Raw genomic sequence first — 12,992 nt, 5'->3', positions numbered from 1 at the left:
GGATCGCCACGCGGCAGATGCAAAGGAGGTCACGGCGTTTCGTCGCCCCGAATCAGTGAAGTGGCTCAAGACCTAGCTGAATTTGCTTGAATATGCGGAGAAAATACCAACAGCCGCTTACCTCGGGCCGATTTGCACCAGCACCGCGGCAAAATCGCGGCCTAAACCCAGCCTGGCACCGACCCCGGGTCTTTTACCGGCCGGATAGACCCGATATGAAGGGGGCTTGCTCAAGAGATCGCCGCGTACGGAGGAAGTCCATGGCAGCCAAGACGAAATTCCGAGGGTCGTTCACCGCCTTGGTCACCCCGTTCAAGAACGGCTCGCTCGACGAGGCGGCATTCCGCTCCCTGGTCAATTGGCAGATCTCCGAGGGCACCAATGGCCTCGTTCCGGTCGGCACCACCGGCGAGAGCCCGACGCTCAGCCATGACGAGCACAAGAAGGTCGTGGAATGGTGCATCGCTGAAGCCAAGGGCCGCGTGCCCGTCATCGCCGGCGCCGGCTCCAACTCGACCAAGGAGGCGATCGAGCTCTCCCAGCACGCCGAAAAGGCGGGCGCGGACGCCGTGCTGATCGTCACGCCCTATTACAACAAGCCGACGCAAGAAGGCATGTACCAGCACTTCAAGGCGATCAACGATGCGATCGGCATTCCGATCATCATCTACAACATCCCACCGCGCTCGGTGATCGACATGTCGGTCGACACCATGAAGCGGCTGTGGGAGCTGAAGAACATCGCCGGGGTCAAGGACGCCACCGCCAGCATGGTCCGCGTGTCGCAGCAGCGCGCGGCGATGGGCGAGGACTTCAACCAGCTCTCGGGCGAGGACGCCACCATCATCGGCTACATGGCCCATGGCGGCCATGGCTGCATCTCGGTGACCTCGAACGTCGCGCCGCGCCTGTGCTCGGAGTTCCACGCCGCCTGGCAGAAGGGCGACACCAAGGCGGCGCTCGCGATCCACGACAAGCTGATGCCGCTGCACAACAACCTCTTCATCGAGAGCAATCCGGCGCCGATCAAGTACGCGATGTCGCTGCTCGGCAAGCTGGATGAGACGCTGCGGCTGCCGATGGTTCCGGTGTCCGAGCCGACGCGGGTTGCGGTGCGCAGCGCGATGGTTCACGCCGGCCTGGTCAACTGACGCATTACCGTTCGGGGGAGCCTTTCATGAGCGTGGAGGAAAAGGGCGCGCGGATGCTCAAGGAGTTCCGCGAGTTCGCCATGAAGGGCAACGTCGTCGATCTCGCGGTCGGCGTCATCATCGGCGCGGCCTTCGGCGGGATCGTCACCTCGCTGGTCGGTGACGTCATCATGCCGATCGTCGGCGCGGTCACCGGTGGCCTCGACTTCTCGAACTACTTCATTCCCTTGTCGAAGGCGGTCACCGCCACCAACTTGGCGGATGCGAAAAAGCAAGGCGCCGTCCTTGCTTACGGCAGCTTCCTGACACTGACGATCAACTTCATCATCGTCGCCTTCGTGCTGTTCCTGGTAATCCGCGCCATGAATACGCTGAAGCGCAAGGAGGAGGCGGCACCCGCTGCTCCGCCAAAGCCGTCGGCCGAGGTCGAGCTGCTGACCGAGATCCGCGATCTCCTCAAGAAGTGACGCGCCCACTTCATCCGAACTGTTAGAATCCGAGCGCATCTCGATCAGGTTTGCCCGTCATGGCCGATAAGAACGAACGTCCGATCAAGGTGATGGCGGAAAATCGCAAGGCGCGTTTCAACTACGCCATCGAGGACACGATCGAGGCGGGCATTGCGCTGACCGGCACTGAGGTCAAGTCGATCCGCAACGGCAAGAGCACGATCGCGGAATCCTATGCCGATTCCAAGAACGGCGAGATCTGGCTGATCAACGCCACCATTCCCGAATACCTGCAGGGCAACCGCTTCAACCACGAGCCCAAGCGGCCGCGAAAGCTGCTGCTCCACCGCCGGCAGATCAACAAGCTGATCGGCGCGGTCGACCGCGAGGGCATGACGCTGATCCCGCTCAAGCTTTACTTCAACGAGCGCGGCCGGGCCAAGCTGCAGCTGGCGGTTGCGAAGGGCAAGAAGCTGCACGACAAGCGCGAGTCCGAGAAGAAGCGCGACTGGAGCCGGGAGAAGGGCCGGCTGCTGCGGGCGAGGGGATGACGAGATGAATCAACGGAACCTGCTCGAGGTCGACTGGAGCCAGATTCCCGCGCCTTCCGACGATGGCGCCGCCGCGCATCTTGAGGGCATGACGTTGCCGCCGATCGGCCTGCTCGCGACCGACGATACATCGGTCACGCTGTCGGCGCTGCGCGGCCGCACCGTGGTGTTCGCCTATCCCCGCACCGGCGAGCCCGGCAAGATCGCGCTGGTCGACGATTGGGACATGATCCCCGGAGCGCGCGGCTGCACGCCCCAGACCTGCGCCTTTCGCGATCTCTACGCCGAGCTGAAGGCCGCCGGCGCCGCGCACGTGTTCGGCCTCTCGACCCAGAGTAACGACTATCAGATCGAGATGGCCTCGCGCCTGCATCTGCCGTTCCCGGTGCTCTCGGACGAGAAGCTGGCGCTGACGCGCGCCTTGAACTTGCCGACCATGGAGGTCGCGGGCCTGACGCTGATCAAGCGCCTCGCGCTTGTTATCGACGACGCCAGGATCACGCACGTGTTCTATCCGGTGTTTCCGCCCGACCGGAACGCCGGCGACGTGCTGGCCTGGCTCAAGGCAAATCCCGTCAATAAGGCGCGATGCGATTAGGATGAATCGTCATCGCGCTTTAGCTTATTGTTTGAGCATGATCTTTTCGGAAAACCGCTACGCACTTTTCCGGATCATGCTCTAGCTAATCGAGATCCGCCTTCACCTTCGCGAACACGGATCTGAACATGTCTGGCGTCAGCACGCCGGTGTTCGTGTTGTAGCGGGAGCAGTGATAGCTGTCGTAGAGCCTGAACGCGCCGGCCTGATGCACCGCGCCGTGGCCGAAGGGGGCTTGCGAGGCCTTCAAATTCAGCGGCTTGAGCACGCTGTCGTGCGCAATTCGCCCGAGCGCGACGATCGCGCGCAGCTTCGGCATCGTCGCCAGATTGGCCACGAGAAACTGGCGGCAGGTGTTGATCTCGATCGGCAGCGGCTTGTTCTGCGGCGGCACGCAATGCACGGCATTGGCGATCCGGCAGTCGACGAGTTTCAGGCCGTCGTCGGGACGCGCCTGATAGGTGCCCCTCGCAAAGCCGTATTCGATCAGCGTGGCATAGAGCAGGTCGCCGGCATAATCGCCCGTGAACGGCCGCCCCGTGCGGTTGGCGCCCTGCATTCCCGGGGCGAGGCCCACGATCAGGAGGCGGGCCTTGATGTCGCCGAAGGGCGCAACCGGCGCATTGTGCCACGAGGGCTCGCGCGCGCGGTTCGCCTCGCGGAAGGCGACCAGGCGCGGGCAGAGCGGGCAGTCACGGTCGGGAACGATTGTGAGAGGCTGGCGGCTTGACCGGGCCGCCTCACTCCTCGAAGTCGTCATCGCCCCTCGGCGCCGTCGTGGTCGCGCGCTGGAGGAATTGCGGGGCGTGGTGGCGTTCACCACGCTCGCCGCGGTCACGCGGGGCGGGGCGCTCGGACGGATCGCGGCCGAGCTTGGATTGCAGCTCGACGAGGTCGGTGAAGACGTCGGCCTGGCGGCGCAGCTCGTCGGCGATCATCGGCGGCTGGCTGGCGATGGTGGAGACCACCGTGACCCGCACGCCGCGGCGCTGGACGGCCTCGACCAGGGAGCGGAAGTCGCCGTCACCCGAGAACAGCACCATCTGGTCGATGTGCTCGGCGAGCTCCATGGCGTCGACGGCGAGCTCGATGTCCATGTTGCCCTTCACCTTGCGGCGCCCGGAGGCGTCGATGAATTCCTTGGTCGCCTTGGTGACGACCGTGTAGCCGTTGTAGTCCAGCCAGTCGATCAGCGGGCGGATCGAGGAGTATTCCTGGTCTTCGATGATGGCGGTGTAATAGAACGCCCGCAATAACGTCCCGCGGCTCTGAAACTCCTTCAGCAGGCGCTTGTAGTCGATGTCGAAGCCGAGGGTTTTCGCCGTCGCGTAGAGATTGGCCCCGTCGATGAAGAGCGCGATCTTGTTGGTAGGAGAAGGTGACATTCAGTTTGCTCGCGTAGCGTTCGTGATTGATCGTTTTTTGTTGGCGCGGCGACAACAGGCCGCGCAGTTCTAGAGTGCCGCAGAAACCCGTCGAAACCGCAAATCCGGAGAAGTCGGGGCAATCAAGGTATAGTTATGGCGGACTTGCATACACCCCGGGGCCGCCCCCAACGGCAGCCCGGAAAACCACCCGTCCCAGCCCCAATGTGGGGGTAGCAGAGCGGTTTGGCGAGGCCAAATCACAAAATGGTCTTGCGAAACCGTCCCGGCCCCTATAACTAGCCCCAATCATCCACATATTTCGTCCCACCCACAACGGAGCGACAGTCCATGGCTCGCGTCACCGTAGAAGATTGTATCGACAAGGTCGACAACCGGTTTGACTTGGTCCTGCTGGCCGCCCACCGTGCCCGCATGATTTCATCCGGTTCACAACTAACGGTTGACCGCGATAACGACAAGAACCCTGTTGTGTCTTTGCGTGAAATTGCCGAGACGACGATCTCGCCGGAGGACCTCCGCGAGGAGCTGGTCCACTCGTTGCAGAAGTTCGTCGAGGTGGACGAGCCCGAGCCGGATACAGTGCCGCTGATCGGTTCCGCGGGGGCAAGCGTCGATGCCGACGACACCGAGGTCGCCGTGGAGCGCATGACCGAGGAGGAGCTGCTGAAGGGCCTGGAAGGCCTCGCGCCTCCCGAGGAGCAGCCCGAGGAAGACGAGTAATTCCTCCATCGCGATCATCTTCTTCTTGTGATCATATCAAAGGCCCGAACGATCGTTCGGGCCTTTGCTTTTGTTGACCTTTTCGTGGTTACCATAGCGCTGCGGTCGGTGCTTGGCCCTGTCACTGAATTGATCGGACACGAGCGCGATCGGAGTTAGGATGTATGCAGCGGGCCGGCTCAAGCCCGTTTGAAGGCAGGACGGCATGGTATATCGGCGCCGCAGATCCACGCAGATGCAGGCCGCAACCGAATCGGTTGCCGTGGCCCCGACTGCGCCGGTCGCGCGCCCCGCCAGGCCTCGCGCCCGGATGATGCGTCAATATGACCTCGTCGAGCGCGTCAGGTCCTACAATCCCAACACCAACGAAGACCTGCTGAACCGTGCCTACGTCTACGCCATGAAGGCCCACGGCTCGCAGACCCGCGCCTCGGGCGATCCGTATTTCTCGCATCCGCTCGAGGTGGCTGCGATTCTCACCGACCTCAAGCTCGACGACGCCACCATCGTGGCCGCGCTGCTGCACGACACGATCGAGGACACCGAGGCAACGCGGGCTGAGATCGATCAGATCTTCGGCTCGGAGATCGGCGCGCTGGTCGATGGCCTGACCAAGCTGAAGCGGCTGGAGCTGGTGTCGCGGGAGGCTAAGCAGGCCGAGAATCTGCGCAAATTGTTGCTGGCCATTGCCGACGATGTCCGCGTGCTTTTGGTCAAGCTCGCCGACCGTCTGCACAACATGCGCACGCTGGACTTCGTGCCGACGGAATCGCGCCGGCGCATCGCCGAGGAGACGCTCGACATCTATGCGCCGCTGGCGGGGCGCATGGGCATGCAGGAAATGCGCGAGGAGCTGGAGGATCTGTCCTTCCGCACCCTCGATCCCGAAGCCTATTCGGTGGTGATGCAGCGGCTCGACGCGCTGGCTGAGCGCAACCGCAACCTGATCGGCGAGATCGAGGACCAGCTCTCCAACAATCTGCGCCACCGGGGCTTGGGGGCGCGGGTCTATGGCCGGCGCAAGAAGCCGTTCTCGATCTGGACCAAGATGGAGCGCAAGTCGGTCGGCTTCGAGCAATTGTCCGACATCTTCGGCTTCCGCCTCGTCGTCAGCGACGTCGAGGCCTGCTATCGCGCGCTCGGGATCGTCCACACCACCTGGCCGGTCGTGCCCGGACGTTTCAAGGACTATATCTCGACGCCGAAGCAGAACGACTACCGCTCGATCCACACCACGGTGATCGGCCCCGGCAACCAGCGCGTCGAGCTGCAGATCCGCACCGAGGCGATGGACCAGATCGCCGAGCGCGGCATCGCCGCGCACGTTTTCTACAAGGAGGGCGTGGGTTCGCCGACCGAATTCCTCAAGCGCGAGTCCAACGCGTTCGCCTGGCTGCGCCACACCATCGGCATCCTCTCGGAAAGCGCGAACCCGGAGGAATTCCTCGAGCACACCAAGCTCGAGCTGTTCCACGACCAGGTGTTCTGCTTCACCCCGAAGGGCAAGCTGATCGCGCTGCCGCGCCATGCCAACGTGATCGACTTCGCCTATGCGGTGCATACCGACGTCGGCAACAGCGCGGTGGGCTGCAAGATCAACGGCAAATTCGCGCCGCTGTCCTCGGAGCTTCAGAACGGCGACGAGGTCGAGGTGCTGACCTCGGAGGCGCAGTCCGCGCCGCCCTCGGCCTGGGAAACGCTCGCCGTCACCGGCAAGGCGCGTGCCGCGATCCGCCGCGCCACGCGCACCGCGGTGCGCGACCAATATGTCGGGCTCGGCCGGCGCATCGTCGAGCGCCTGTTCGAGCGCGCCAAGATTGAATACGCCGACGACAAGCTCAAGGGCGCGCTGCCGCGGCTCGCGCGCACATCGATCGAGGACGTCATGGCGGCGGTCGGGCGCGGCGAGATCAAGGCCTCCCATGTCGCGCGTGCGATGTACCCGGATTACAAGGAGGAGCGCATCGCGCGCTACGGCGTCAAGAAGGGCCTTGCCGCCAAGCTCAAGGAGAAGGGGGTCTCCGAACAGTCGCGCAGCCCGGTCGCGATCCCGATCCGCGGCATCAATTCCGACCTTCCGGTGAAGTTCGCGCCGAACGGCGGCGCCGTCCCCGGCGATCGCATTGTCGGCATCGTCACGCCGGGCGAGGGCATCACGATCTATCCGATCCAGGCGCCGGCCCTGAAGGATTTCGAGGAGGAGCCGGAGCGCTGGCTCGACGTCCGCTGGGACATCGAGGATTCCGCGCCGCAGCGCTTCCCGGCCCGCATCAAGGTCGAGAACGTCAATGAGCCCGGCGCGCTGGCGCAGATCGCGACCGTGATCGCCGAGCACGACGGCAACATCGACAATATCAGCATGCAGCGCCGCTCGCCCGATTTTACGGAGACGACGATCGATCTCGAAGTCTACGACTTGAAGCACCTCAGCGCGATCCTGGCCCAGCTGCGCGCGAAGGCGGTCGTCGCCAAAGTCGAACGTGTTAATGGATAGGCGCATCTCGCATGCGCCGTTCCCTCTGATTTCGCGAGTTCTGAAATGCCCGCACCTCCGCTCCGCCTCGGCGTCAATATCGATCACGTCGCAACCGTGCGTAACGCGCGCGGCGGCCGCCATCCCGATCCGGTGCGCGCCGCGCTGCTCGCGATCGAGGCCGGCGCCGACGGCATCACCGCACATTTGCGCGAGGACCGCCGGCACATCCGCGACGAGGACATGGCGCGCCTGAAGGCGGAGATCTCCAAGCCGCTCAATTTCGAGATGGCCGCGACGGACGACATGATGCGGATCTCGCTCGCCACCAAGCCGCACGCGGTGTGCCTGGTGCCGGAGCGGCGCCAGGAGGTGACGACCGAAGGCGGGTTGGACGTGGTCGGCCAGCGCAGCGCGCTCGCGCCCTATATCGCGCGGCTGAGCGAGGCCGGCATCCGCGTCTCGCTGTTCATTGCGGCCGATCCCGCCCAGATCGAGATGGCGGCACGGCTGCGCGCCCCTGTGATCGAGATCCACACCGGTGCCTGGTGCGATGCCGTCGTCGATGGCCACACCGACAAGGCCGAGGCTGAATGGCAGCGGATCGTGGCCGGGGTGAAGCTGGCGAAGGACGCGGGACTCGAGGTTCACGCCGGCCACGGGCTGGACTATGCGACGGCGGAGAAGATCGCGAGCTTGCCCGAAATCATGGAGCTGAACATCGGCTATTACATGATCGGCGAGGCGCTGTTCGTGGGGCTGGCCGAGACCGTGCGCAGCATGCGCGGGGCGATGGATCGTGGCCGGAGCCGGGCATGATCATCGGCATCGGCTCCGACCTGATCGACATCACCCGCGTCGCCAAGGTGATCGAGCGCCACGGCGAGCGTTTTCTCGACCGCATCTTCACCGCGGCCGAGCGTGCCAAGGCGGAACGGCGCGCCAAGAACGAGAAGATGGTGGTGGCGACCTACGCCAAGCGCTTCGCCGCCAAGGAGGCCTGCTCCAAGGCACTCGGCACCGGCATCAGGCGCGGCGTCTGGTGGCGCGACATGGGGGTGGTCAACCTGCCGGGCGGGCGGCCGACCATGCAGCTGACCGGCGGCGCGCTGGCCCGGCTCCAGGCCCTGACACCGGAGGGGTTCGAGGCGCGGATCGACCTTTCGATCACCGACGACTGGCCGCTGGCGCAGGCTTTTGTCGTCATTTCCGCCGTCCCGCTGCCGAAACCTTGATCGCGGCTCGGGCGTTTTGTGATTTTCTTTATAAATCAATATCTTAATCAGTTTTGATGCGATCCTTGATTGCGTGGCCTCCGACAACCGTCTAAAAGTCCGCGAACGCAAATCAGCCTGGGCGAATTCGGCTTTACGCCGGAATTGGCCCTCACTATCAGAATCAGGACAATCTCCTTGCGCCGCGAACCGGTGGGCCGTTCGCGGGAGGAGGGCGCTCTATGATCGCCGGCCGGAATTGAGAGAGCAATGAGCGTGACTTCGGGAACGAAAACTGAGAGCGGCGTCGGCGAAACGATCCGAGTCGTCATTCATGCTCTCCTGATCGCGCTCGTGATCCGCACCTTCCTGTTTCAGCCCTTCAACATCCCGTCCGGCTCGATGAAGGCGACGCTGCTGGTCGGCGACTATCTGTTCGTCTCGAAATATTCCTACGGCTACAGCCATTACTCGATTCCATTCTCGCCGCCGCTGTTCTCAGGACGGATCTGGGGCTCGGACCCCGCTCGTGGCGACATCGTCGTGTTTCGCCTGCCGAAGGACGATTCCACCGACTACATCAAGCGCGTGATCGGCCTTCCCGGCGACCGTGTCCAGATGCGGGACGGGCTGCTCTACATCAACGATACGCCCGTCGAGCGGCAGCGCATGAGCGAATATGTCGGCGAGGACCCTTGCGGCTCGGAAGGCGGCGGCATCTCCCGGGTGAAGCGCTGGAAGGAGACGCTGCCGAACGGCGTGTCCTATGAGACGCTGGACTGCGCCGACAACGGCTACATGGACAACACCAACGTCTACACCGTCCCGGCCGGCCACTTCTTCATGATGGGTGACAACCGCGACAACTCCACCGATAGCCGCTTTCTCGGCCAGGTCGGCTACGTCCCGCAGGAGCACTTGATCGGCCGCGCCCAGATGATCTTCTTCTCCATCGCTGAAGGCGAGCACGCCTGGATGCTCTGGCGCTGGCCGTGGGCGGTGCGCTGGAATCGGTTCTTCAAAATCGTCCGATGAAAGACGAAGCCAAGGACATCGCGATCCAACCGACCGAGGTGCAAGCCGCTCCCGAGGGCGAAGCTGCGGCGAAGGCGCCTGCCAAGAAGAAACGGCCGCGGAGCAGCAAGGCCAAGGGCACGAATGCCAACGCGGCGCTCGAGGCGCGGATCGGCCACAGCTTCGCCGATCCAAATATGCTGATGCAGGCGATCACGCATGTCTCGGCCCTGAAGTCCGGGCGCAAGCGAGGCGACAGCTATCAGCGGCTGGAATTCCTCGGCGACCACGTGCTCGGGCTCGTCGTCTCCGACATGCTCTATCACGCCTTCCCGAACGCCGATGAGGGCGAGCTGTCCAAGCGGCTTGCCGAGCTCGTGCGCAAGGAGAGCTGCGCGGACGTCGCCAAGTCGCTCGGTCTCGTCGACGACATCAAGCTGGGCTCGGTCGGCTCCAGTGCCGATGCCCGCCTGCGCAAATCCATCCTCGGCGACATCTGCGAGGCCGTGATCGGCGCCATCTACCTCGACGGCGGCCATGCGGCGGCAGCCGAATTCGTCAAGCGCAACTGGACCGAGCGGATGCACAAGCCGCGCCGGCCCTTGCGCGATCCCAAGACCGTGCTGCAGGAATGGGCGCAAGGCAAGGGACTGCCGACGCCTGTCTATCGCGAGGTCGAGCGCACCGGCCCGCATCACGATCCGCAGTTCCGTGTCGCCGTCGATCTGCCGGGCCTGGCCCCCGCCGAGGGTATCGGCGGCAGCAAGCGCGCGGCAGAGAAAGTGGCAGCGTCAGTGATGATCGAACGCGAAGGCGTCGGCGGCAGCAATGACGGTTGAAGCAAGCGGCGGGGCACCCGGCGCGACGCGCTGCGGCTTCGTCGCGCTGATCGGCGCGCCGAATGTCGGCAAGTCGACGCTGGTCAACGCGCTGGTCGGCGCCAAGGTCACGATCGTCTCGCGCAAGGTGCAAACCACGCGCGCGCTGATCCGCGGTATCGTCATCGAGAACAACGCGCAAATTATCCTTGTCGACACGCCCGGCATCTTCTCGCCCAAGCGCCGGCTCGACCGTGCCATGGTCTCGACCGCCTGGAGCGGGGCGCATGATGCCGATCTGGTCTGCGTGCTGCTCGATGCCAAAACGGGCATCGACGAGGAGGCGGAGGCGATCCTCGCCAAGGCCGCCAGCGTCAATCACGACAAGATTCTCGTCATCAACAAGGTCGACCTGGTCCAGCGCGAGAAGCTGCTGGCGCTGGCGCGGGCCGCCAACGAGCGCATGGCGTTCGCAAGGACCTTCATGATCTCGGCGATCTCGGGCGATGGCGTCGACGACATCCGCAAGACGCTCGCGGACATGGTGCCGCCGGGTCCGTTCCTCTACCCCGAGGACCAGATGTCGGACGCGCCGATGCGGCAGCTGGCGGCCGAGATCACCCGCGAGAAGATCTATCAGAAGCTGCACCAGGAATTGCCCTACCAGTCCACGGTCGAGACCGACAAGTGGGAGGAACGCAAGGACAAGTCTGTGCGGATCGAGCAGACGATCTATGTCGAGCGCGAAAGCCAGCGCAAGATCGTGCTCGGCAAGGGCGGCGCCACCATCAAGTCGATCGGCGCCGACTCGCGGAAAGAGCTGATGCAGATTCTGGACGTGCCGGTGCACCTGTTCCTGTTCGTCAAGGTGCGCGAGAACTGGGGCGACGATCCCGATCGCTATCGCGAGATGGGCCTGGACTTCCCAAAAGAATAACCAAGAAAAGATCGGCATTCGATGAGCCTACCCACCAACGTCCAGCGCTTCGAAGCGCTGCTCTATGCATCGTTGATGCTGGACGCCGTCTCGGTCGCCGTGCAGGACCGCACGCCCAATGCCGCGGTGACCGAGCAGATGATCATGACCGCGACGCTGCTCGCCGGCGGCATGATCCTCCTGCTGCTCTATTTCGTCCGGCTGGCCGCGCATCATCGCAAGAACTGGCCACGCTGGGTGCTGGCGGCGGCCCTCGTGTTGTCGGTGATCTCGCTCGGCCAGATCATCGGCGAGAAGGGCCTGGAGCTCGACAGCGCCATCGAGATCGTCTCCTGCGCGCTGACGACGATGGGCCTGTATTTCTCCTTCAGCGGCGACGCGCGGGACTGGTTCAACGCGTGAGGCGCCGTAGGGTGGATTAGCGAAGCGTAATCCACCTTTGACGTGCACGGGCGATTGGCGGGTTACGCCTTCGGCTAATCCGCCCTACGATTGAACGCCGGAATCCGCTACACTTCCCCTATGGAATGGTCCGACGAAGGCATCGTGCTGGGGGTGCGGCGGCATGGCGAGTCCAGCGCCATTGTCGAGCTGTTGACGCGCGCGCATGGCCGGCATCTCGGCCTCGTCCGCGGTGGCGCCGGCTCGCGGATGCGGCCGCTGCTGCAACCGGGGAACAGCGTCAGTGCGGTGTGGCGGGCGCGGCTCGACGAGCATCTGGGCACCTACGCCATCGAGGGATTGAAGCTGCGCGCGGCAACGCTGCTGGCATCGTCCCACGGCGTCTACGGCGTCACCCATCTCGCCTCCGTCGCGCGGCTGCTGCCGGAGCGCGATCCGCATGAGGACATCTTTGCGCTGCTCGAGCATTCGCTCGACGATTTCGACGACATCGGCAGCGCGGCCGTGCACCTGATCCATTTCGAGCTGGCGATGCTCGCCGAGCTGGGTTTTGGCCTGGCGCTGGACAATTGTGCCGTGACCGGCGAGACCACGGACCTGATCTATGTCTCGCCGAAATCAGGCGGCGCGGTATCGCGCGGCGCGGGCGAGCCGTGGCGCGACCGGCTGTTGCGGCTGCCGCCGTTCCTGCGCCAGGGCGAAACCGCGGGCGATCTCACCGAGCAGGATCTCCAGGACGGTTTTCGGCTCACCGGCCTGTTCCTGCTCCGCCACGTGCTGGAGCCGCGTGGCCAAGGCCATTCCGATGCGCGGGCCGGCTTCATCAACGCCCTGATGCGGCAGCAGGCGAGGGCGGCGATCCCGGCGCCATGACGTAGTAGCTGCTCAGCCTTGCCCAGCAGCATGCAGTTCCCTGGAACGAAATCGGCCCGCGCGGACTTGGGGCTTGAGGTTCCACATCCGGGGGACAGCCCAAATGTTGATCAAGGGATTCGCCTTGTCGGCGACGCTGCTTGCGTTCGCGCCCGACGCCATGGCTGGCGAGCCGCAGCCCGGGGCGTTTCGCCGGGCCTCGTGCACGGTGGTGCGGTACTATGTGGCGAAATATTCCGCTGCCGCTGCAGAGACATGGGCGCGGTCGCGGGGCGCGACCGACGCCGAGATCGAGGCCGCCCGCCGTTGCCTGACCAATGCGCCGGCGCCTGCGCAAACACCTGGTCCAGCCCCAACCCAGACCGTCACAGCCGGCTGGGCAGGTTAGTACGTCGCCCACAGGG

The 12,992-nt window shown here is 64.4% G+C and carries 16 protein-coding genes; 14 read left to right on the top strand and 2 right to left on the bottom strand.

Annotation, left to right across the window (positions count from 1 at the left end; all coding sequences use genetic code 11):
- Nucleotides 1-260 precede the first annotated feature (260 nt).
- From dapA to GA0061099_RS20625, 4 genes are read left to right on the top strand one after another with little or no spacing between them, the layout of a single operon-like run.
- Nucleotides 261-1,151, top strand: a complete 891-nt coding sequence (dapA, locus tag GA0061099_RS20640) for a 4-hydroxy-tetrahydrodipicolinate synthase (RefSeq protein ID WP_036015047.1) — start codon at nucleotides 261-263, stop codon at nucleotides 1,149-1,151.
- Between the two features lie 53 nt (nucleotides 1,152-1,204).
- Nucleotides 1,205-1,618 (top strand): large conductance mechanosensitive channel protein MscL, encoded by a 414-nt coding sequence (mscL, locus tag GA0061099_RS20635; protein ID WP_036025563.1) that lies wholly within the window; start codon nucleotides 1,205-1,207, stop codon nucleotides 1,616-1,618.
- Nucleotides 1,619-1,677: 59 nt separating this feature from the next.
- Nucleotides 1,678-2,151, top strand: a complete 474-nt coding sequence (smpB, locus tag GA0061099_RS20630; protein ID WP_025036727.1) for an SsrA-binding protein SmpB — start codon at nucleotides 1,678-1,680, stop codon at nucleotides 2,149-2,151.
- A gap of 4 nt (nucleotides 2,152-2,155) precedes the next feature.
- On the top strand, nucleotides 2,156-2,749 hold the full coding sequence (locus tag GA0061099_RS20625) for a peroxiredoxin (RefSeq protein ID WP_036025520.1): 594 nt from the start codon (nucleotides 2,156-2,158) through the stop codon (nucleotides 2,747-2,749).
- Between the two features lie 85 nt (nucleotides 2,750-2,834).
- Here the strand turns inward: GA0061099_RS20625 and GA0061099_RS20620 are convergent, their stop codons facing one another.
- A complete protein-coding gene (locus GA0061099_RS20620; RefSeq protein WP_036025518.1) occupies nucleotides 2,835-3,509 on the bottom strand; it encodes a uracil-DNA glycosylase in 675 nt (224 codons plus the stop codon).
- Nucleotides 3,490-4,134, bottom strand: coding sequence for a LabA-like NYN domain-containing protein (locus tag GA0061099_RS20615; protein WP_036015038.1), 645 nt, complete (start codon nucleotides 4,132-4,134; stop codon nucleotides 3,490-3,492). Before GA0061099_RS20615 ends, GA0061099_RS20620 begins: the two co-directional genes overlap by 20 nt.
- A gap of 330 nt (nucleotides 4,135-4,464) precedes the next feature.
- On the opposite strand from GA0061099_RS20615, the gene rpoZ reads away from it, so the two are divergent.
- The 10 genes from rpoZ to GA0061099_RS20565 all read left to right on the top strand — a co-directional run bounded on the left by rpoZ (nucleotide 4,465) and on the right by GA0061099_RS20565 (nucleotide 12,976).
- Complete coding sequence (rpoZ, locus tag GA0061099_RS20610) at nucleotides 4,465-4,857, top strand: DNA-directed RNA polymerase subunit omega (RefSeq protein ID WP_007603391.1); 393 nt, start codon at nucleotides 4,465-4,467, stop codon at nucleotides 4,855-4,857.
- A gap of 205 nt (nucleotides 4,858-5,062) precedes the next feature.
- Nucleotides 5,063-7,351 (top strand): RelA/SpoT family protein, encoded by a 2,289-nt coding sequence (locus GA0061099_RS20605; protein ID WP_036015037.1) that lies wholly within the window; start codon nucleotides 5,063-5,065, stop codon nucleotides 7,349-7,351.
- A gap of 45 nt (nucleotides 7,352-7,396) precedes the next feature.
- Nucleotides 7,397-8,149 (top strand): pyridoxine 5'-phosphate synthase, encoded by a 753-nt coding sequence (locus tag GA0061099_RS20600; RefSeq protein ID WP_036025517.1) that lies wholly within the window; start codon nucleotides 7,397-7,399, stop codon nucleotides 8,147-8,149.
- On the top strand, nucleotides 8,146-8,565 hold the full coding sequence (gene acpS / locus GA0061099_RS20595) for a holo-ACP synthase (RefSeq protein WP_025036721.1): 420 nt from the start codon (nucleotides 8,146-8,148) through the stop codon (nucleotides 8,563-8,565). Before GA0061099_RS20600 ends, acpS begins: the two co-directional genes overlap by 4 nt.
- A gap of 249 nt (nucleotides 8,566-8,814) precedes the next feature.
- On the top strand, nucleotides 8,815-9,579 hold the full coding sequence (lepB, locus tag GA0061099_RS20590) for a signal peptidase I (protein WP_036015031.1): 765 nt from the start codon (nucleotides 8,815-8,817) through the stop codon (nucleotides 9,577-9,579).
- Nucleotides 9,576-10,397 (top strand): ribonuclease III, encoded by an 822-nt coding sequence (gene rnc / locus GA0061099_RS20585; protein ID WP_036015029.1) that lies wholly within the window; start codon nucleotides 9,576-9,578, stop codon nucleotides 10,395-10,397. Before lepB ends, rnc begins: the two co-directional genes overlap by 4 nt.
- Nucleotides 10,387-11,313 (top strand): GTPase Era, encoded by a 927-nt coding sequence (gene era, locus GA0061099_RS20580; RefSeq protein WP_036025516.1) that lies wholly within the window; start codon nucleotides 10,387-10,389, stop codon nucleotides 11,311-11,313. Before rnc ends, era begins: the two co-directional genes overlap by 11 nt.
- A 21-nt stretch (nucleotides 11,314-11,334) precedes the next feature.
- Nucleotides 11,335-11,715, top strand: a complete 381-nt coding sequence (locus GA0061099_RS20575; RefSeq protein WP_036025515.1) for a hypothetical protein — start codon at nucleotides 11,335-11,337, stop codon at nucleotides 11,713-11,715.
- Nucleotides 11,716-11,835: 120 nt separating this feature from the next.
- Nucleotides 11,836-12,588, top strand: coding sequence for a DNA repair protein RecO (gene recO, locus GA0061099_RS20570; protein WP_074448005.1), 753 nt, complete (start codon nucleotides 11,836-11,838; stop codon nucleotides 12,586-12,588).
- Nucleotides 12,589-12,691: 103 nt separating this feature from the next.
- Nucleotides 12,692-12,976: a hypothetical protein gene (locus tag GA0061099_RS20565; protein WP_036025512.1), complete on the top strand. Its 285-nt coding sequence runs from the start codon at nucleotides 12,692-12,694 to the stop codon at nucleotides 12,974-12,976.
- The last annotated feature ends 16 nt before the right edge of the window (nucleotides 12,977-12,992 follow it).

Origin of the sequence: Bradyrhizobium yuanmingense (assembly GCF_900094575.1) — a bacterium.
In the GTDB taxonomy this organism is placed as follows: Bacteria; Pseudomonadota; Alphaproteobacteria; order Rhizobiales; family Xanthobacteraceae; genus Bradyrhizobium; species Bradyrhizobium yuanmingense.
Note: the sequence above shows the minus strand (reverse complement) of the source record. Positions and strands in the feature narration are given on the sequence as shown.

Excerpts from the sequence above, each read along its gene's own strand:
- dapA (WP_036015047.1), top strand. The coding sequence starts at position 261 with ATGGCAGCCAAGACGAAATTCCGAGGGTCGTTCACCGCCTTGGTCACC.
- mscL (WP_036025563.1), top strand. The coding sequence starts at position 1,205 with ATGCTCAAGGAGTTCCGCGAGTTCGCCATGAAGGGCAACGTCGTCGAT.
- smpB (WP_025036727.1), top strand. The coding sequence starts at position 1,678 with ATGGCCGATAAGAACGAACGTCCGATCAAGGTGATGGCGGAAAATCGC.
- GA0061099_RS20625 (WP_036025520.1), top strand. The coding sequence starts at position 2,156 with ATGAATCAACGGAACCTGCTCGAGGTCGACTGGAGCCAGATTCCCGCG.
- GA0061099_RS20620 (WP_036025518.1), bottom strand. The coding sequence starts at position 3,509 with ATGACGACTTCGAGGAGTGAGGCGGCCCGGTCAAGCCGCCAGCCTCTC.
- GA0061099_RS20615 (WP_036015038.1), bottom strand. The coding sequence starts at position 4,134 with ATGTCACCTTCTCCTACCAACAAGATCGCGCTCTTCATCGACGGGGCC.
- rpoZ (WP_007603391.1), top strand. The coding sequence starts at position 4,465 with ATGGCTCGCGTCACCGTAGAAGATTGTATCGACAAGGTCGACAACCGG.
- GA0061099_RS20605 (WP_036015037.1), top strand. The coding sequence starts at position 5,063 with ATGGTATATCGGCGCCGCAGATCCACGCAGATGCAGGCCGCAACCGAA.
- GA0061099_RS20600 (WP_036025517.1), top strand. The coding sequence starts at position 7,397 with ATGCCCGCACCTCCGCTCCGCCTCGGCGTCAATATCGATCACGTCGCA.
- acpS (WP_025036721.1), top strand. The coding sequence starts at position 8,146 with ATGATCATCGGCATCGGCTCCGACCTGATCGACATCACCCGCGTCGCC.
- lepB (WP_036015031.1), top strand. The coding sequence starts at position 8,815 with ATGAGCGTGACTTCGGGAACGAAAACTGAGAGCGGCGTCGGCGAAACG.
- rnc (WP_036015029.1), top strand. The coding sequence starts at position 9,576 with ATGAAAGACGAAGCCAAGGACATCGCGATCCAACCGACCGAGGTGCAA.
- era (WP_036025516.1), top strand. The coding sequence starts at position 10,387 with ATGACGGTTGAAGCAAGCGGCGGGGCACCCGGCGCGACGCGCTGCGGC.
- GA0061099_RS20575 (WP_036025515.1), top strand. The coding sequence starts at position 11,335 with ATGAGCCTACCCACCAACGTCCAGCGCTTCGAAGCGCTGCTCTATGCA.
- recO (WP_074448005.1), top strand. The coding sequence starts at position 11,836 with ATGGAATGGTCCGACGAAGGCATCGTGCTGGGGGTGCGGCGGCATGGC.
- GA0061099_RS20565 (WP_036025512.1), top strand. The coding sequence starts at position 12,692 with ATGTTGATCAAGGGATTCGCCTTGTCGGCGACGCTGCTTGCGTTCGCG.